Annotated in this window: 19 protein-coding genes and 4 tRNA genes; 5 read left to right on the plus strand and 18 right to left on the minus strand. The window is 29.7% G+C overall.

What is annotated here, in order from left to right; translation table 11 throughout:
* Nucleotides 1-460 precede the first annotated feature (460 nt).
* The 6 genes from ACTG46_RS19200 to ACTG46_RS19225 form a co-directional block, all read right to left on the minus strand.
* Nucleotides 461-694 (minus strand): isochorismatase family protein, encoded by a 234-nt coding sequence (locus tag ACTG46_RS19200; protein ID WP_479923403.1) that lies wholly within the window; start codon nt 692-694, stop codon nt 461-463.
* 273 nt (nt 695-967) lie between these two features.
* Entirely contained in the window at nt 968-1,816 is an 849-nt protein-coding gene (locus ACTG46_RS19205) for an acetyl-CoA hydrolase (protein WP_479923404.1), read from the minus strand.
* A 36-nt stretch (nt 1,817-1,852) separates the two neighbouring features.
* Nucleotides 1,853-2,365: a DUF1097 domain-containing protein gene (locus ACTG46_RS19210; protein WP_054277822.1), complete on the minus strand. Its 513-nt coding sequence runs from the start codon at nt 2,363-2,365 to the stop codon at nt 1,853-1,855.
* A complete protein-coding gene (locus tag ACTG46_RS19215; RefSeq protein WP_219674269.1) occupies nt 2,358-2,567 on the minus strand; it encodes a hypothetical protein in 210 nt (69 codons plus the stop codon). Before ACTG46_RS19215 ends, ACTG46_RS19210 begins: the two co-directional genes overlap by 8 nt.
* 48 nt (nt 2,568-2,615) lie before the next feature.
* The gene (locus ACTG46_RS19220; RefSeq protein ID WP_479923405.1) at nt 2,616-3,572 is read right to left on the minus strand and encodes a flavodoxin family protein; all 957 of its coding nucleotides are present in this window, start codon (nt 3,570-3,572) and stop codon (nt 2,616-2,618) included.
* Nucleotides 3,573-3,598: 26 nt separating this feature from the next.
* Nucleotides 3,599-4,987, minus strand: coding sequence for an LVIVD repeat-containing protein (locus tag ACTG46_RS19225; protein ID WP_479923406.1), 1,389 nt, complete (start codon nt 4,985-4,987; stop codon nt 3,599-3,601).
* 270 nt (nt 4,988-5,257) lie between these two features.
* Between ACTG46_RS19225 and ACTG46_RS19230 the strand changes: the two genes are divergently transcribed.
* On the plus strand, nt 5,258-6,139 hold the full coding sequence (locus ACTG46_RS19230) for a LysR family transcriptional regulator (RefSeq protein ID WP_479923407.1): 882 nt from the start codon (nt 5,258-5,260) through the stop codon (nt 6,137-6,139).
* A 107-nt stretch (nt 6,140-6,246) separates the two neighbouring features.
* Here ACTG46_RS19230 and ACTG46_RS19235 read toward each other — a convergent pair whose 3' ends face one another.
* Complete coding sequence (locus ACTG46_RS19235) at nt 6,247-7,140, minus strand: AraC family transcriptional regulator (protein WP_479923408.1); 894 nt, start codon at nt 7,138-7,140, stop codon at nt 6,247-6,249.
* A gap of 168 nt (nt 7,141-7,308) precedes the next feature.
* On the opposite strand from ACTG46_RS19235, the gene dpaL reads away from it, so the two are divergent.
* Entirely contained in the window at nt 7,309-8,526 is a 1,218-nt protein-coding gene (dpaL, locus tag ACTG46_RS19240) for a diaminopropionate ammonia-lyase (protein WP_479924082.1), read from the plus strand.
* A gap of 65 nt (nt 8,527-8,591) precedes the next feature.
* On the opposite strand, the gene rlmH is transcribed toward dpaL, so the two are convergent.
* The 4 genes from rlmH to ACTG46_RS19260 all read right to left on the minus strand — a co-directional run bounded on the left by rlmH (nt 8,592) and on the right by ACTG46_RS19260 (nt 12,650).
* A complete protein-coding gene (gene rlmH / locus ACTG46_RS19245) occupies nt 8,592-9,071 on the minus strand; it encodes a 23S rRNA (pseudouridine(1915)-N(3))-methyltransferase RlmH (protein WP_054272067.1) in 480 nt (159 codons plus the stop codon).
* 67 nt (nt 9,072-9,138) lie between these two features.
* Entirely contained in the window at nt 9,139-11,238 is a 2,100-nt protein-coding gene (locus ACTG46_RS19250) for an EAL domain-containing protein (RefSeq protein WP_054277829.1), read from the minus strand.
* A 12-nt stretch (nt 11,239-11,250) separates the two neighbouring features.
* The gene (locus ACTG46_RS19255) at nt 11,251-12,048 is read right to left on the minus strand and encodes an MBL fold metallo-hydrolase (protein ID WP_479923409.1); all 798 of its coding nucleotides are present in this window, start codon (nt 12,046-12,048) and stop codon (nt 11,251-11,253) included.
* A gap of 137 nt (nt 12,049-12,185) precedes the next feature.
* Nucleotides 12,186-12,650, minus strand: coding sequence for a GyrI-like domain-containing protein (locus tag ACTG46_RS19260; RefSeq protein ID WP_479923410.1), 465 nt, complete (start codon nt 12,648-12,650; stop codon nt 12,186-12,188).
* A gap of 335 nt (nt 12,651-12,985) precedes the next feature.
* Here ACTG46_RS19260 and ACTG46_RS19265 point away from each other — a divergent pair, with 335 nt between their 5' ends.
* Complete coding sequence (locus ACTG46_RS19265) at nt 12,986-13,147, plus strand: MerR family DNA-binding transcriptional regulator (protein WP_407814377.1); 162 nt, start codon at nt 12,986-12,988, stop codon at nt 13,145-13,147.
* Nucleotides 13,148-13,382: 235 nt separating this feature from the next.
* Here ACTG46_RS19265 and ACTG46_RS19270 read toward each other — a convergent pair whose 3' ends face one another.
* Complete coding sequence (locus tag ACTG46_RS19270) at nt 13,383-14,846, minus strand: M1 family metallopeptidase (RefSeq protein WP_479923411.1); 1,464 nt, start codon at nt 14,844-14,846, stop codon at nt 13,383-13,385.
* Between the two features lie 124 nt (nt 14,847-14,970).
* On the opposite strand from ACTG46_RS19270, the gene ACTG46_RS19275 reads away from it, so the two are divergent.
* Together ACTG46_RS19275 and ACTG46_RS19280 are read left to right on the plus strand one after the other, a co-directional pair.
* Nucleotides 14,971-16,029, plus strand: coding sequence for a DnaD domain protein (locus ACTG46_RS19275; protein ID WP_479923412.1), 1,059 nt, complete (start codon nt 14,971-14,973; stop codon nt 16,027-16,029).
* Nucleotides 16,030-16,037: 8 nt separating this feature from the next.
* A complete protein-coding gene (locus ACTG46_RS19280) occupies nt 16,038-17,030 on the plus strand; it encodes an ATP-binding protein (protein ID WP_054277831.1) in 993 nt (330 codons plus the stop codon).
* A 348-nt stretch (nt 17,031-17,378) separates the two neighbouring features.
* Here the strand turns inward: ACTG46_RS19280 and ACTG46_RS19285 are convergent.
* The 6 genes from ACTG46_RS19285 to ACTG46_RS19310 all read right to left on the minus strand — a co-directional run bounded on the left by ACTG46_RS19285 (nt 17,379) and on the right by ACTG46_RS19310 (nt 19,726).
* Nucleotides 17,379-17,453, minus strand: a tRNA-Thr gene (locus tag ACTG46_RS19285).
* A gap of 32 nt (nt 17,454-17,485) precedes the next feature.
* Nucleotides 17,486-17,561, minus strand: a tRNA-Val gene (locus ACTG46_RS19290).
* A gap of 4 nt (nt 17,562-17,565) precedes the next feature.
* Nucleotides 17,566-17,640 (minus strand) — tRNA-Glu (locus ACTG46_RS19295).
* Nucleotides 17,641-17,644: 4 nt separating this feature from the next.
* A tRNA-Lys gene (locus tag ACTG46_RS19300) sits at nt 17,645-17,720 on the minus strand.
* 326 nt (nt 17,721-18,046) lie between these two features.
* The gene (locus ACTG46_RS19305) at nt 18,047-19,336 is read right to left on the minus strand and encodes an adenylosuccinate synthase (protein ID WP_479923413.1); all 1,290 of its coding nucleotides are present in this window, start codon (nt 19,334-19,336) and stop codon (nt 18,047-18,049) included.
* Nucleotides 19,337-19,417: 81 nt separating this feature from the next.
* On the minus strand, nt 19,418-19,726 hold the full coding sequence (locus ACTG46_RS19310) for a hypothetical protein (RefSeq protein ID WP_054272074.1): 309 nt from the start codon (nt 19,724-19,726) through the stop codon (nt 19,418-19,420).
* Nucleotides 19,727-19,763: the final 37 nt, after the last annotated feature.

Consider the following 19,763-nt stretch of genomic DNA (forward strand, 5'->3'; position numbering starts at 1 on the left):
CTTTTATCATTTTTGAGGTTGTCGTTCACATAGGTTCGCTACTACCTATGCAGTTCTCTTATGAACTTCTTACACTTTCATGCAAGCACAGACTATATCTTATCCTTCGGCATTATCCGTTAAGGTCTACCCACTTCCACTACCAATAGCTTGTAGTGTACTTCCCTCAAGAGGAATAGTCGTTGAAGTTTCTCCTACTTAGGAGCTTACCTGCTGATTGCCCATTTTAAAGTACTTAGGGTTTAACCTTATACCATCTAACCAATTTTTTCTACTTTCGTAACTCTCACACTTAGGTTTATTTCAGCCTTATGTTTTAGTTTGGTTAGCTTTAGGGGTTTCCAGCAATTCAGGTAGTATTGGATAGGTTCTATCCTATCTCTACATATAAGTTTCCCTATATGCTGACTATTTTAGCTACTAACTCACGACTAAAGTCATGAGTATGCGTAGCTATTTTTTAATCAAATATTTTTTCTTTATTGTATGGTTTAAATTTTTCATATATCTCAAAGCCATCTTTACCCTTAGTCAACTCATTTTCAGTCCCATCATCATGGCGTACATATATTACTTCTATGTTACTTTTTCTAGCTGTATCAATTAAGCTTTTTACATTTGCTACAAAACTATTAAAATTATATAACTTTTCATTTGTTATTAGTTTTTGTGTATCAACTACCAATAAAATCATATTTACTCCTCCTTAGATGTTATTTTAAAATTTCTTTATATTTTACCATAAAAAGTGAATACAATATTATTGAGTTTTTCTTTGTAAAAATTCTACTAATCTAAATCTAGGAATACCTGAGTAAACATAGTATTCACAATCTTTTGGTATTTTGTAGACATAAAAATATTCCCTTTATGATAGCAGTTTTATTATTTCAACTCTATATCATAAAAGGAATGTCTTAATCTTTAAATACACCATAAACACTTTTTAATAAATATCTTATAAATTTTATCTCATTGGAATATATCCACGATACTGTGAATATGCATCCATCGTTGCTATATCACCTAAAAATACTGATGCGATATTGAATTGTGGCTTTAGATATGGAAACTCCTCTTCTTGTGCCCATGCTGGTTTTTTAATAAATGATTTTGCATCTTCAACTACAGCTTTATACCACTCTTCTTCTCCTTCAAACCATAGTTCTACTACACGGTCAAATGCAGTTGCTCCATAGTTAATCATGATTTTACTGCTTACAAAGCGATTAACATAGCAACAGTTTGTAAAGTATGGAACTATCTCATCATAAAACCATTTTTCTCCTTCTTCTTTAGAGATACCTTCTGGATACTTAATCATAAATTGCCAGCGATAGTTTGGACCATCTTGTACAGTACGTCCTTTTCCTCTAAAATCTTCTTCCCAGTTTATTGGGACAAAAGCAAATATAAATGGTGGGCATCCATTGTCACCACCTACTGCACGCCCTGCATCTCCACTTTCTGCATTCTCATGAACCTTTTTATTCCCCACATCTGGTATGCATCCTTGCCAACGAAGAACATCCATAGGCATGTATTCTGTCATAATTCTATTTGCCATCTCAGGCATATGTTCATCTACAAGCCAATAATGCTCTGTTAATTGCATCTTACGTACACCAAAACGTTCACCTTCATTTGGTGTAGGATATGCCTGATAAAAAGCATATTTAGTGCAATATGGCCCAAAATTACTAATACTATCTGGAATATGATAGCGATATAACCAATCCATTAATTTGGGTCTATACTCTTCCTTAGCAAGTCCTACATATATTAAACTCCTCATTATTTTAAATTCAAACCCCATAAACACCCTCCCATAATCAAATTATATTCACATGCTTCAATTTTCCATTGTTTTGTCTTTGTTTAAAATACCCCTAGTAAACAAATCTACACCTGCTCCCACATACCACACTCCTACTGCCATAGCTACAGCAATTTGAATACAAATGCTCTGTAAGTTAATAAGGCTTTCACCTGTCATAATAGTTAGACCTATAGCCCAGCCACAAAGCCATGATGGTAAGAAAAGTATTTTTTCAAATAAAGATGCGATTATAACTGCAAAAAATCCTAATATACTAAGTGTTAAAAATAATTCTAGGTTTTGATTGAAATTTATATGTTCCATAATTAAAATTGCCAATACTGCCCACAAATCTCCACACCAAAAACCAAACATTATCTTTAATCCATCTTTTTGTTTATTGCCATTGGTTACATATAATCCTGCACAAATTAATGCTACAGCTCCAGTCTTTATCCCTATGTAAGGTGCTAACACTGCCCATAAAGGAGGTAATAAAGCAATCCCTATGGACAGTGTTAATATTTCTTTTTTCTTTCTATCCATTTTCCATATTGTAATTAGCATATTCTCTAGATTGCCTTATCTCTACCAACCTGGTTGCTACTGGATTTACAATCGTAGATACTACAAAATAAATTAAGTATAGTGGCATTATTAGTGCTACAACTGACCTTATAAAGACTATAGGGATACTTCTTACTGTATTAACAAATACAATTTGTCTAAAACTTGATTTCTTTTTCATATAATAGGCCTCCTATAACACTCCTTAAAAATAGCCTTTATATTTCAATTATTCTCCTAATGAAACTTCAACTTGCTTTTCTTTAATCAATGGTTCTATAAAATTATAAGCTACTTTTCTTTCTTTAAATTCTGTTGTTTTACGAACTTCTGCATAATGCCCTTCCATTCTTTTAATATCATCACCATGTATAAACTTACCTGGTAAAGTGTCATGAGCATGTCCTAATTGCTCTTTTGGAAAACTAAATATAGTTTTTCCACTTGTTGTATCTAATTCTCCAACTATGCCACATAGAGCACATATTGACTTTTTAGTACCTGGTTCGAGGTAGAATAGCCTATTATGGCAATGCAGACAGACTCCTTCTTCTCCTTGGTATGAAGCTTTTTCGAAATCTTTTGCTGCTTCAACTATATTTATCCCTATTTGACTAACTTGAGCAAGTTTTTCATCATTCATGACTAGTTCCTTTGCCCATGGAAACCAAGCATTATCTATCACTTTCCACATTGGTATTAGGGCTAGCATAGCATGTTCACATTGAACTCTTGTACCCCAGTCTGAACCACCTATTCCCATAAATGATACTACTTTATCTTTAAGTATTCTTGGGTCTGGAATTTTTCCCCCCGTAGCTTCTGCAACTTTTGTTCCTATAATATTATTTCCCTTGTCTACTCTTGGCCCAAAACGGTCCATTATAGTATGAAATAATCCTGATGCTCCTTCTTCGAATATTGGGTCTGAGAATACTATCCCATCTGCGTCTTTTATTTTATCAAGTAACCATTCAAAATCATCTTTTAGTATACACATACTACCTTTTCCAGATAATAAAGTCTTAACGCATGCACAACACCCAGTGCAATGTTTAATATTAAGAGATGACATTTGAATAAATTCTACTTCAGCTCCAACTTCTTGAGCTCCTTTAAGTGCTACTTTACACATTGTGTCATTATTTCCATTTTTCGTTCCAAAAGAAATACCTAGTATTTTCATATTTAACTCTCCCTCTTTAGTGTTTATTAATCTTCTTTCATTTTTAATATATAGAACCCATCATCTAGAGCATCTATAATGATGTATCCTCTATCATCAACAATAATATCTTCTGTTACTGCTAAACGTGGTCCAGGGAATCCTAGGAAATAAGACTCTTCTGGTGCTTTATTTGGATTTGGTGGTATAAAATATGCTAATTCTTTGATATAATATGGGTCTGATACATCGTAAACTCTTAAACCTGCATGGAAATAACAGCAATACACTCTATCTCCTCTTTGCTCTAACCATGGCTTATTATCCATTGGTTCGTGAAGGTTATGTGGTCCAAATGGTCCTGGTTTTCCTAGCCCTGCAACATTAAAATTAGGATAAGGAAAATCTTTTGGTACTTCAGGATATGGGAACTGAGCAATTAATGTCGGTTTTGTTGGATTGCTAACATCAACCATATGTATATTATTCATAGCTTGGACATCTGTAATATTCTCCGATTTAAAAAACTGAAAACGTTCTCCTTCATTTTGAACAACAACCAAATCCCTTCCTGGTAATGGTAGTGCTGTATGCGTTCTTGCTCCTGCAAGTCTGCTAGAAAACGCAGGCATAAATGGTAACTCGCCCAAACATCTTGGTCTTGTTAAATCCTCAACATCTAACACAACTAAACCGGCTCCTCCATAACCACAATAGGCTTTTTTATCTCTTACAAAAGGAGGTCCATGAAGCCATCCCTTATCCATAAATTCTGGACAATGAGGTGCTCCTGGATCAAATGTTCTATTTGGATATCCATCTGCATATTGGTCTGGTCTCCACCACTTACCTATTTCTACTGGATTAGTTGGGTCTATTATATCTATGATTCTGTAAATCATTCCTTCAAATCCAACGCAGTCACTTGATAAGTGTACATATCTTCCACCATTATACATAAATCTATGAACACCCATTACATGCTTTAATCCACAATCCCAATATCCTAAAAACTTAGGATTTAGTGGGTCCTCTTTTAAACTATATATTCTAATTCCTGCTTCACACTTAATACTTTCTAATTTAGCTTGGTCAACAAGTGCTCCTGGCCCACTTCCACAGCTCATGGCTACTATCATTAAATCATCTGCTATTTGAATTTTTGGAGTTGTTGTTGTAGGATATTCTTTTGGATCTAACACTTGAAAGTGTTTAATAAATTCTGGATTATAAGGATTTGTAATGTCACTAATCATTACTCCATTCTTTTTACTTCCCCCAAAACAACACCCATATAAATAATATTTCTCATCTCTTTTATAAAGCGCCATTTGAAACATTCCACAAGTTCCATCTAAGTTGTTAAAGGAACAAACTTCAAGGTTTTTGATATACCCGTTATTACCTTCACCTTTTGCATAAAATTTATCTTCCATTTTTTCTCCTTTCTTATCTAGGTTATTATCAATTGATATACTTTCATTTTATGGGATAAACTCAGTCAAATCCAATATCGTTTTTATGGGAATATATAAGTTATTCTTATTAATAAATTTATAAAATTTAATGTAAATACACATTTAAACATATATTTTTATACAAATATTTTCTAATATTATTTAAAAGTAAGTTTCCTTATACTATAATAAGTTTTAATTATATAACTAATGTTTACAAGCAAGATAAGTTTAAAAAGGGGTGATTCTTTGAATACTAAACAATTGGAATATTTTATATCTGTAGCAGAAAATTTAAGTTTTACCAAAACAGCAGAAAAATTTTATATTTCTCAAACTGCTGTTACACAACAAATTAAAGCCTTAGAAGAACAGATACATGTAACTCTGTTTACAAGAAGCAAACGACACGTTGAGCTAACTCCAGCCGGAAAAGTTTTTTTATCTGAGGCACGCACTATAATAAAAAATATCAATGATGCTATTGCAAAAACACAAAAGTTTGCAAATGGTTTTTCTGGAACTTTAAGCATTGGAATTTTAATCGGATATGAAAAAAACAAACTTCAGCAATATTTAAAAGAATTTTCTCATACATACCCTAACATATCTATGGAACTCTGTACTAACGAGATGACTGAGCTTTTAAACTTAGTGAAAAATAATTTTATGGACCTTGCTTTTGTTATTAATCCGGAAAATCAGCCATTAAAAGGTTTTGAATATAAAACTGTAGCAAGATATTCTTTAGTTGCCCTTTTACCCCCTGGACATCCTCTTTATGATAAAGAGTGTATTGATTTAATTGAGTTACAACATGAGAAATTTATTTTTGTAAAGGAGACAGGAGATGAATATGGTCAAAAATCTATGATACAAGATAGATATCATGAAGCAGGATTTGTACCTAATGTGGTACAACGTTCAAATAATCTCAATACTATTGAATCTCTAGTAGCCTCTAATATGGGTGTATCCATATTACCTTCATTTTGTGCTGTAGGTAATATGATAGAGCATGATATTTCAATTGTTCCTATAAAGGAAGTACAGAATAGAATTGAAGTTGTAGTTGTATGGAATAAAAACAATACAAACCCAGCATTAGAAAAATTTATTTCTATAATATAAAATTAATTAATATTGATTATAAAAATAGCATTAGCCATTTTTCATGGTTAATGCTATTTTTTATTCTTTATTTTTTAAACTTTATTCTATATAAAAATAATATCTTATTAAAAACTTGTCTTTTGTCTTCTATAAATAGACGGCGATACTCCTGTTTTCATTTTAAATTTTTCAATAAAATAACTAGTACTACCAAATCCACACTGATAAGCTATATCTGAAATCGAATCATTAGTTGAAATTAATAAATTTGAGCTAGCTACCAAGCGGTAATTAATAATATATTCAAAAATAGTGCAATTCATATATTTTTTAAATTCACGACAACAAGTACTTTTAGATAAATTAACTTCTTTTGCTAAATCATTAAGTTCGATTTTCTCCATATAATGGTCACATATATAGCCAATTATATTTCTTATATGCAAACTATTATTTCTAGCATTATCATTAGGAAATGATACAAAATAAGATTTTATTAAAATATTCCATACTTCTATTAATAATATAAATATATGTAATTCAAATCCCATTTCCTTTTTATTATACTCTTCATAAATTTTAAAGATATTGTTTAGTATAACCGATTTCCAGTCAATATCATTTTTCAAAATACAATAATTAATTCTAGAATTATCTATATAAGGTTGTATATATTTTATATTTATGAGACTTCCTGCAAAGCTAGATATAAAGTCTGAATTAAAAACTACACTTATATAAGAGCAATCTCTTCCTTTATAATTTTTTGCCTGATGTAATTGCCTTGCATTTATGAATATCCCTTCTCCTTCAGATAAAATTATTGAATCTCCATCAACATTAAAATTAATATTACCTTTTGTTACAATACAAAATTGTAACTCTTCATGCCAGTGCCAATCAATATACCCCAAAATATTTTCACTTATTTTAGTCTTATAGACTGTAATTGGAAATTCAAATGAACCTTGTTGTGTTACTTCTTTTTTATTTTTATTAGTAACAATATTATCCTTCATAAATCTAGTCTCCTTTTGCTAATTTAGATTTTTTTTAATCATACACAACTTGATAATATAACGATATTTATTGCCTATATTATTATATATTTTTTGCTAATTAGTCAATATAATTATAATTAAGAAATAAATAATAAATAATTTTAGGAGATAAAAACTATGAGAAATATAAAAGATATCAAATATATACAAAATGAAAATGCAAGAAATTTACACAAATCTAAAGTAAGTGTAGACTTTATTAACAAAGAACAAATAGAAAAAATTAGAAACTTCCATAAAAGCTTTTCAGAGTATAAAGTAACTCCTCTTCACAGTTTAAGTGAATTAGCTAATGAATTAGGTATTAGTAATATCTGGCTAAAAGATGAGTCATATAGATTTGGACTTAATGCATTTAAAAGTCTTGGTGGTTCATATGCGGTTGGAAAATATATAGCAAAAAAATTAAATATGGATATTTCTAATCTTTCTTTTGAAATGCTAAATAGTAAAAATATAAAAGAAAAGCTTGGAGACTTAACTTTTGTAACAGCCACTGATGGAAATCATGGAAGAGGGATTGCTTGGTTTGCAAATCAAATTGGACAAAAATCAGTAGTATTTATGCCAAAAGGGTCTTCTGAGATAAGATTAAATAATATTAGAAAAGAAGGTGCAGAAGCATCTATAACAGACTTAAATTATGATGATGCAGTAAGATTAGCTACTAAATATGCTGATGAAAATAATGGTGTTATAATACAAGATACTGCTTGGGATGGTTATGAAGAAATTCCAACTTGGATTATGCAAGGATATGTTACTCTTATCGATGAAGCTATAGAGCAAATAAATTCTTTAGATAATGGAATGCCTACTCATGTATTCCTTCAGGCAGGGGTTGGCTCTTTTGCTGGAACTGTACAAGGATATCTAGAATATGTATTTGGCAACAATAGACCAATAACTACTATAGTTGAACCAAATGAAGCAGCATGTATATTTAAATCAGCAGAAATAAATGACCAAAAACCACATGCTGTTACAGGTTTTATGGAAACTATAATGGCAGGGCTTAATTGTGGTGAACCTAACACTATAGGTTGGAATATTTTAAGAGATTATTCTGATATGTATATTTCTTGCCCTGATTATGTAGCTGCAAGAGCAATGAGAATACTTGCTAACCCACTAGAGGGAGACCCTAAGGTTGTATCTGGAGAATCTGGTGCGGTAGGTTTAGGGATTTTAAGTTTGATTTTAGAGGAAGATGGATTAAAAGAAATAGCTGATAAGCTAAACATAAATAAAGATTCAAAAATACTTGTTATAAGTACAGAGGGTGATACTGATCCTGAAAATTATAAAAGAATAGTGTGGGATGGCGCTTATACGTCAATTTAATAAAGTAAGGTAGATTAGGTATTCATTACCTTATCTACCTTACTCTATTTATTCTGTTATATCACTTACTTGTGATACGGTTCCCCATTATTTATCCTATATGCTCTATAAATCTGCTCCAACAATATCAACCTCATCATCTGATGAGGAAAAGTCATCCTAGAAAAAGATAACCTATAATCAGCTCTTCCTAGGACTTCATCAGAAAGCCCTAGAGAACCTCCGATTATAAAACAGAGACTACTATTACCTCTAACTGCTAAATCACTCATAGTCTTAGCAAGCTCCTCAGAAGACAAATTCTTTCCATCAATGGCTAAAGCTATAACATAACTATTGTGCTTTATCTTCCCTAAAATTTTCTTACCTTCTTTATCTTTTATAATTTCCATTTCCTTAGCACTCAAATTCTCTGGAGCTTTCTCATCGTCCAACTCTATAATTTCCAACTTACAGTACTTAGAAAGTCTTTTTTTAAACTCATCAATACCTAATTTTAAATATTTCTCTTTAATTTTACCTACCACAACTATACTTATATTCATATGTTTCTCCTAAACTTAATTTTGCTACACATTTATATCCTAATATAATCTATAAACTCTTATAAAATTATCTCACTCTTTCTTGATTTGCATACTCTATAAACTCTTCAAAAGTTACAGCTTTGCTATAATAATATCCTTGATATATCTCACATCCTAATCCATATAGCTTATCTCTTTGACTCAAATTTTCAACATATTCAACAACTATGTCAAACTCCAAATTTTTTGAAAGATTTACAATAGACATTATAATTTCACTACTTCTTTTATTTGTAAGTATCTCTTTAACTAACGAACCATCCAATTTAACTATATCAAAATTATTATTTTGAAGATATATGAGTGAGCTATGACCCATACCAAAATCATCCATAATTAGCTTTATTCCCAAGTTATGTATCGCATTGATACGTTCTATAATTATTTGCGAACCTGATAATGCAACCTGTTCTGTAATTTCTATACCTAACATATTAGGATTTATATCATTCCTATTAATGATATTTTTTATTTGCTCTGGTAATTTAGGGTCATCAAGTTGGTCTGGAGATATATTTACAGAGAATTTAACAGGATTTCTCAATAACTTCTCACTCTTCTTTAAGTCAATACATGCTTTATCAATAATATACTCTCCAAGCTCATCTAAGAACCCTTCTTCTTTAGCCAAAATTATAACTAATGGTGGATAAATGAATCCTCCTATTGAATGTTTCCATCTAAGTAATCCTTCTGCTCCTACAACACTTCCATTATAATTGACTTGAGGTTGATAAAAAAGTTCTATCTCTCCTCTTTTCATAGCGAACTTTAAATCTGAAGCTAACATTTTTGAAATTGACCCTATTTTACCACTGTAATTTAAAAGATTTGGCTGTTCACCTGTTAACTCATACCTTTTTACTAAATTTGTTAAGTTTTCTATATTATTTTTAAACATATATGTATATCTATTTTGCGACATCTTTATAAATGGTATATAAATCATAACCCCGATACATAGATTAAACAATTGTAACATACTTCCTCTTATAGAGCCTGTAGCCATATAACCACTTAAAAATATAGGCGATGTCCATTCTACAGGAGAAACTGTACATGGAACAAACCCTATAGACATAGCTATATAACTTGTAATAGTCAAGATTATAGGCGTAATTACAAAAGGTACAAACATAATATGGTTAAAAACAATTGGTATTCCGAAAACTAACATCTCATTTATATTAAAAAGAGCTGGTATGGAAGCAATTTTAGCTAGCTTTCTTACATTTATACGTTTTTCACTAAGAAAAATCGCAATTACTAGACATAGCAAAGAACCGCATCCACCCAACAAGACCATTGTATCAAAAAAAGTCTTAGTAAAGATTTCTGTTGGCAATTGATTATTATTAACTAAATTGATATTAATTGCCATACTATTTTCAAATAAACTTTTTGCAACTGTATCTAGAACATTACTCCCATGAATTCCAAAAAACCACATAAAATGCATCAAGAAAATAAATAATAAGGCACTCATGAGATTTCTCCCCATTTTGCTAAATACATTTGAAAATAAATCGTAAAATATATCTTGAAAGTTTGAACTACCAATTAAACTTATCATTATTACTCTAAAAATAGAAAATAAAAATACTACAATTATAAATGGAACTATAGCTGAGACTACCATATTAAAGTCTGCATCTGCTCCCTCTGTATGAAACTTTACACTTGTGACAAAAGATTCTGTAAGTTTTACAAACAATACAGATGATGTCATAGCGACAATAATAGCTGTAAATAGCCACTTTGTGTTAAATACTTCTATATAATTAAGTTCATTGCCACTTGAAAACACTAAAAAAGAGCACATTGCAACTATAGGAACAAGTACTGTATACTTGCTCCCATATATTTTCCCATAACTATAACTTATTGTTAATAATATTATTAATGAAATTATTCCTAAAGTAGAGCCATTTATAAAGTTAAGAATCTTTGTGATTTCTCCATTAAATAAATTTGATAAACATTCTTGATACGCCCTTATTGGAAGATTTAAAATGACAAGAGCAGTTGAGCCAGTCATAATAGCAGGTATGGCTAAAATCATTCCTTGCTTTATAGAATATAAAATTTTATTATCTTCAACATTTTCGAAATTTCTTTTTAGCAAAGTTATTCACCTCTACTTCATTTCATAAACATTAGAAATATCATTTCGTGATAGTACATCTAGCTTCACATCTTGTCCAACTACTATATCATTTGATGCTAATACTCCTTTTGAAGTCTCATATGCCAATTCTGGAAAATTATTTTCTTTACTTAAGTGAGCTAATAATATAGATTCTGTACCTTCATTAATCAGCTCAACACAGAAATTAGCGGCATCTTCATTAGATAAATGTCCAGTGTTTGACATTACTCTTTTCTTTAAAGCATATGTATATGAACCCATCATAAGCATATTAGGGTCATAATTTGATTCTAATACTACTAACTTAGATTTATATAGATGTTTTTTTATATTTTGAGTTATACATCCTATATCAGTAGCTATAGATATCTTTTCATCACTCTCTGTATAGAAATTATATCCAACTGGGTCAGATGCATCATGTTCTATTGAAAAAGGTCTCACTATAATATCTCCTAGTGAATAAGTTTTATCATTTTCAAAAACTTTCATATTTTTATCTTTGACATCTCCTAACTTATCCTTCATAGAACACCATGTCTTTATATTAGCAAATATTGGTATATCAAACTTTCTTGATAATATACCTGCCCCTTTTATGTGGTCAACATGTTCATGTGTTATAAATATTCCTTTTAATTTATCTGCATCTACATCAATGTCTTTAAGACCTGTAGTTATTCTCTTTCCACTTAACCCTGCATCTACTAGTATATTAGTATTTTTATACCCTATATAATGGCAGTTTCCACTACTGCCACTTCCAACTGAACAATACTTTAGCATTCCTTCACCTCTTTTTCTGCCTTATAAATTATATTATACCAAAAAAACAGGAGTTGTCTCGAAATTGATTTTTTCCAATCAAATTTTAAGTTCAACTCCTGTTTTAAATTTTCATGTTTTATTTTTGATACTTCATATTAACGAATAGGCAACATCATTTTAGTCAATAGTTCATTTGTTGGGCGATTTGGTGTATTTAAGTATTGATAATAAATTTCTCCAATCATTTCATAGGGGCTACTCTGTACCCATGCAAACAATTCTTCTAATGTAGGGTCTTGCAAAATATAATCACCTTGGTCAATTGCAGTAACTATCTTTTGTGCAGGTATTTCTATACCCTGAATATCATCTACGCCTTCCATCTTAGTTGCAGTAGGAAAGCCTATTTCAATATTTAAGTTTTCTAAGTCCATATTGTGAAAGCAGACAATAGGTGCTCCTGCTACAAAAGTATTTTTACTTTTTATATAGTCCATGATTTTGGCATATCCTTCAGCAGAAAACTCTTGAAATTCAACCATGAAGTTAATTGTTTTCTTTATTACTAAAGCATAATATGCACTCTGTTCGACCACAGTAATATCTGTTATTCTTGACATTTCATTTCCTCCAATAAGTTTATTTTATATTTATAGTTAACATGATATCATCTAGCATATATTGTGGCTTGTCCTACAATGCTCTTTTCAAGCCCCAAAGTAATATTTATTAAATTGCATAAGCATATTTGAATACTATATACAATGTTTTCAATATGCAAACCATAAAGCAAGTTACTTTAAAAAGATATTATAAATTGCTAGGAATATTAACTCTATATTCCATAAGACATTATATATAAATAGTTTATTATATAGCTATCTTTAATACGTTATAATTTTCCTAACATTCCAGTGCAGAGGATAGTTTACAATTAAAATCAAAGGAGGTAATTATGTATAGAATAAGTCAGTTTTCTAAAATATCTGGTTTGACTGTAAAAGCTCTACGTTATTACGATAAAGAAGATATTTTAGAACCATCATTTAGAAATGAAGAAAATCAGTATAGATACTATGATGATGAAAAAAATTTGGGAATAGTACAAGTCATATAAACTCTGCTAAATAAAAAACTATTGTTGTAGCTATAAGGTAAATATGCACTCAAATAAAGTATAATGATATAATACTTATTTTGAAATAACAATTAGACATGATACTTTTCTTTTTTTAAGAACAATTATCCTGTAGACTAGAGGTTCTTAAGAACTTCCATTTCTATTTTTCTGTTCTTTACATAAAAAAGGAAATGCTCCAAATTCTTATTTTGAAACATTCCCTATACAAAATTTACTTGTATTCACTTATAATCTTATTTATATCTATCCCTTTATTGCTCCATATCTCCACAAAAGCCCTTCCATTAGCATTTTTATGTTTATATTTATTATAGTATTCATTTAAAGTCTCAAAGAATACTTTATCACCAACTTCTTTTCTCACTTCATTAAACGCTATTGCACCTTTTGTATAAACATTCAAGCTATATTCAGTAGAATTTTTATACTCATTTGCTGGTTTAAATATATTCTCACTCAAATAACTCTTTGTCTGTATCTCCATAGTTTTTAGAAGTTTATTTGCCATCTCTTTACCGTATTTTTGCTCAAAATACACTATTGTAGAATATTCAGTAAGTGCTTCATCTAACCAAGGTTCACTTATTTCATCATTTCCAATAGCAGAATACCACCATTGATGTGCTGTCTCATGGGCAATAACATATTCAAGTAGAAATTCATTTTTCTCATTATATAAGCTTTGGTCTATCATAACGAGCATAGGATATTCCATTCCACCTATAAAAAAGTCACTCGCTACGACAGAGTATTCTTTATATGGATATTTCCCAAATAATTCACTAAATATATCAATTGAATCTTTTGCCACTTCAGTTGCTTTTTTAGAAAGTTTTTTATTTAAATTGTATGTATTAATTGCTATTCCTTTTGAATCTACCTTAGTTACATCAAATTTACTACTTAATATAAATGCAAAATCCCTAACACTTTCAGCTTCTATTTCATATAGCATCTTTTTATTGTCATGCTTGTCATTAATAAGTTTTCCTGTGTGAGCAATCTTATACTTATTTGGAATTAATAGTTTCACATGAAAATCGCTAGTCTCACTATAGAATGGGTCACCAATTGTTTCATAACTCTTTAGATTCCAACCTCTTTCATCATTAACACAAGCTATAGGAAACCAGTTAGTAACGTTTATAGTATTTTCCCCATATCCAAATCTTCCAACTGAATTTGGTATTTTTACATTATATTTTATATCTAATGAAATTCTTTCATTCGGTTTTAATTCTTTCCCTAATTCTATTTCTAATATATCATTTTTATCCCCTTTAATCTTATACTCCATTTTACTATTCCTATTTAATATATTCTTTATATCTATGTACCCTTCATTGAACCCATTAGGATAAGCTTTTGTCATTTCCTCTTTTTCAAAAGGAGCAAACTCTTTTTTTGAAAAAGCATTTGGATATATATGAAAATATATTTTATCCATGTTTGATTTTGTATTATTTATGTACTCAACATTCTGATTACACATTAGTCTCTTCGTTTCATCATCAAATATAACATCCATATTATATTGATTTATCTTTGAATTAGCTTTTTCTTTATACGTTTCTAAACTGTCATCCTTTTCTATAAAGCAACCTATTATTAATACCATAAATAAAATTGCTACTGATAATGTTCTTCTTACTTTTTGGTTGAATTTTATAACCAAAATATCTCCTCCCTTTCAAAATGAATCTTTCTAGAAAATATTTACATGCTAATCTTGCGACCTTTTATTTGTTTACAGACAAATATAATATAAAAAATGATATAATTTAATCTGAGGTGATAAAATGTTTTTCAAAGAAAGCAATGAAATAGATTTAGGTGAAATCACTATTCCCAATATCTTTATAGATATATTTATGCCAATGGCGGACGGGTTATACGTAAAAGTTTATCTTTTAGGCTATAGACAAGCATGTGATATTACTTCTAATCCTAAGTTCGACAATAATTCAATAGCCAAAAACCTAAATATACCTTTGTCTGATGTGTTATCTGCTTGGAAATTTTGGGAGGAAAAGAAGATTATAAAAATACATGACAATGGAGAATATGATAATTTTAATTATTCAATAGAATTTTTAGATTTAAAAAATTTCTATATTGAGAATATATTAGGTAATAATTCATCTGTAAAATCTAATACAGACCAAGTTGTATCTACTTCTGAAAATCCAAGTATTAGAAAAATGTTCAATTCCATAAATAAAATAGTTGGCCGCTATCTCGACCCAAGTGAAAAGATAAGTATCATGGATATAATGAATAAATACAATATGAGTCCTGATATGATACTTTGTGCTTATGAATATGTAAAAGATAAAACTGGTACATCAAAACCAGTTAAATACATTGAGGGTATTATCAGGAATTGGTATGATTCAAATTTATATACACCAAAAGATGTTGAAGATAGCTTTTTAGTTAGAAGTGAAAGATATATTTTATACAAAACTATTTTCAATGAATTAGGATTTTCAAGACAACCATCAAAGTCAGAAAAAGAACTTATGGACACTTGGTTTGATAAATTTGGTATGGATATGGACTTAATAATAAATGCTTGCTCTAAATCTAAAAATATTTCAAACCCAAGTATATCTTATATAAATGGTATAATTAAAAATTGGAATGAAAAAAATATAAAAAATTTAAATGATTTAAAGCAAAAAGAGGAAGAACGTATAGTTAAGGAGAATATTAATAAGAAGCAGATTAATACTACTCAAAACAACAATACTTACAAGAAAACTAAGTTTCATAATTTCAATGAGACATTCACTCAGTATACATCTGATGAACTCGATGAGATTATTAAAAAAAGTCAAAAAGAAAAGTTTAAGTAGGTGATTAAATGAATGAAGATAAAATAAGAAAAATACTTGCTAAATATGATAAGAGAAGAGATAATAGCGAACTCTTATTAGAACATAGAAAAAATGAGGTATATAATAGAATTCCTGAAATAAAATCTATAGATGATGAGATTTCTAAAATAGGCCTTAGTCTAGCTAAAATAGTACTTTTAAATCCTAAGTCTAAAGATGAGATTGTAAATAAATCTAAAAATACTATAGAATCTTTAAAAGTAAAGAAGGAGGAACTTTTAGCTGAGAATAATATCCCTCTTGATTACTTAGAAATAAAGTTTCAATGTACTTCTTGTAAAGATAAAGGTTTTTTACCTAATGGGGAAAAATGCTCTTGCCTTAAACAAGAAATTGTAAATGAAGCTTATAAAATGTCTAATTTAGACAGGATTTTAAGTCAGGAAAATTTTTCGAATTTTAACTTGAATATATTTTCTCCTAAGAAAGGCTCTGATGGAGAAATATCTCCTAGAGAAAATATGCTAAATAATTTAAGTGTCTGCGAAAATTTTGTTCATGATTTCAAGGAAGATAATGATGAAAATCTACTGTTTTATGGTTCTACTGGACTGGGAAAAACATATATGTGCAATTGTATTGCAAAGGAATTATTGGACAAAGGAAATGTTGTAATTTATCAAACTTCTTTTAGAATATTAGATATTCTTGAAGACTATAAATTTAGAAGAGACACAAATAATCCGATAAGTGAAGATAATTATAAAAACTTGTTTGATTGTGATTTATTAATAATAGATGACCTTGGTACTGAACTTAATAACTCTTTTACTAGTGGAGAAATCTTCAACATTGTAAACACAAGACTTGTTACTGGTAAAAAAATTATTATCTCAACCAACTTAACACCATCCCAAATAGGAAATACTTATACTCAAAGAACTCTTTCTAGAATTTTAGACAAATTTAGGATTTTAGAATTTACTGGTGATGATTTGAGATGGGAAAGATTTAAATAAAGTAGCCCTTAAAAAACATTTTTTTATTTTTAAATAGAGAGGTAAGACAAACTTGCTTCTCTGTTTAAAACTTATACTAAAGAAACTACTCTCTCTACTATAAGTACATTTCTAAAGTATCTTTAATACATCTAATTCTTTATATTACTTATAATTTATCAATATTGTAAACTTAGCAGATTATATAATACTATTCTAAAAATACTCTAAATTTTAATCTTATAAATTATATCATTACAAATAACTTAATACTTTATTGTAATTAAATTTAATTTTTCAATCAAAAAAAGATACTTAAAAGTATCCTGTAACGTAGAAAATTATATTAATTTGAATTTATGTACTTTGTGGAGCTGGTGATAGGAATCGAACCTACAACCTGCTGATTACAAGTCAGCTGCTCTACCGTTGAGCCACACCAGCATATAATCTAGTATTTATCTCTAATTCAAAAATGGTGGGACTAACAGGGCTCGAACCTGTGACCCCCTGCTTGTAAGGCAGGTGCTCTCCCAGCTGAGCTATAGTCCCATACTGGTGACTCGTAGGGGAATTGAACCCCTGTTACCGCCGTGAAAGGGCGGTGTCTTAACCTCTTGACCAACGAGCCATTTTGGTGATCTATCCGCGACTCGAACGCGGGACACCCTGATTAAAAGTCAGGTGCTCTACCGACTGAGCTAATAGACCACATTTTTTTCGACTTTTTTCGTCGTTTCTTTCACTCACAAGTTATATTATAACTGCTGTACAATTTTTAGTCAATAGTTTTTTTATTTTTTTAGCATATAATTAGAATCCTCTTGAACTACTTATTTTCAACAAGCATTTTGAATAAAATATATAATTAGAATACAGAAATTCAACTTTAATTACACATAGAACATACATAAATAATTTTAACTGAATAAAGACTTAATACAAATCTAACACAAAAGAGTATCTCTAATAACTATAATCATTATCTTGAGATACTCTTTCCTTATTATTCACAATTTAAATTGTTTAATAAAATATTAAGCAAATATATTTTTTCTTATTATTGTTTGAGCTCTATTAGGCCCAACAGAAACCATGTCTACACTTACTCCGACCAACTCTTCTATTTTAGCTATATATTTCTTTGCATTTTCTGGAAGATTATCAAAATTATCTACTTGAGTTATATCTTCATTCCATCCATCTAATTCTTCATATATAGGTTCACATTTTGCTAAGTCGTCTAATGATGCAGGGAAATCTGTTATTATTTTATCACCCATCTTATAAGATGTACAAACTTTTATCTTATCAAATCCAGTTAAAACATCTAGTAACATAAATGAGATACTAGTTAAACCATTAACCCTAGCTGCATACTTAACTATAACTGCATCAAACCATCCACATCTTCTTGGTCTACCAGTAGTTACTCCAAATTCATGACCTTGCTCTCTTATTTTGTCACCAGTTTCATTTATTTGTTCTGTAACAAATGGACCTTCTCCAACTCTTGTAGTATATGCTTTTACTATCCCAACAACATCTTTTATCATGTTTGGTCCTATACCTGCACCGATTGCAAATCCACCAGATGTTGGGTGAGAAGATGTAACAAATGGGTATGTTCCTAAATCTAAATCCAATAAAGTACCTTGTGCTCCTTCAAATAATACTTTTTTACCTGCTCTCACTGCATCATATACAATAACTGATGTATCTGCAACGTATTTTCTTATTTGTTCTGCATATCCGATATATTCATTATATATTGTTTCAAAATCAAATAATTCTTCTTTTCCATATATATTCTTAACTATTTCATTTTTAGCATCTATCTGAGCTTTTAATTTTATAGCAAATTTGTCCTTGTCCATTAAATCACAGATTCTTATTCCAGATCTCTCTGTTTTATCCATATAGCAAGGTCCAATACCTTTTTTTGTTGTACCTATCTTTAAATCGCCTCTGGCTTCTTCTGACAATGCATCTAGTTCTTTATGATATGGGAATATGACATGGGCTCTATCACTTATTTTTATATTTTCTGTATTTATATTATCCGCTTTAAACATTTCCAATTCTTCTAAAAATCCTTTAGGGTCAAATACTATACCATTTCCTATTATATTCACTGTTTTTGAATTTAATACTCCAGATGGAATTAAATGTAGTGCATACTTCTTACCTTCTACAACTAATGTATGTCCTGCATTATTTCCACCTTGTCCTCTTACTACTACATCTGCTTGAGTAGCAAGATAATCTATAACTTTACCTTTACCTTCATCTCCCCATTGAGAACCAACAATTGCAACTGTTTTCATGTAATTCACCTCTATATTTTATATACTCTCGAACGCTTTACTTATTTATTCTATCAAACATTCGTATTTTTTTCAACTTTTTTAGCGTTCTCCAATATTTAACAGATATTTTTCTATTTTTGAAAATTCATCTTTCTCTATGATTTCTTTTTCATAGTTTATAACTTTTTCCATAAATTTATCCACATCTAGAAGTTTTTCTAACTTACATATGTTAGTTATATTTCCAAAGTTTGTGTTAGTCATATTTATATAATATTGACTATCCACAATACTAGCATAGACAACAATTGATTCCTTTAGGTTATTATCAATTACTCTAAATAAGTTTATTTCATCAAGTACTTTAATTATATTGGGATATATACACGTTAAGCTTATTTTCTCCATATTATTCCTCCTAATAATTAATATTTATACACAGATA

Source organism: Clostridioides sp. LIBA-7678, assembly GCF_056716065.1.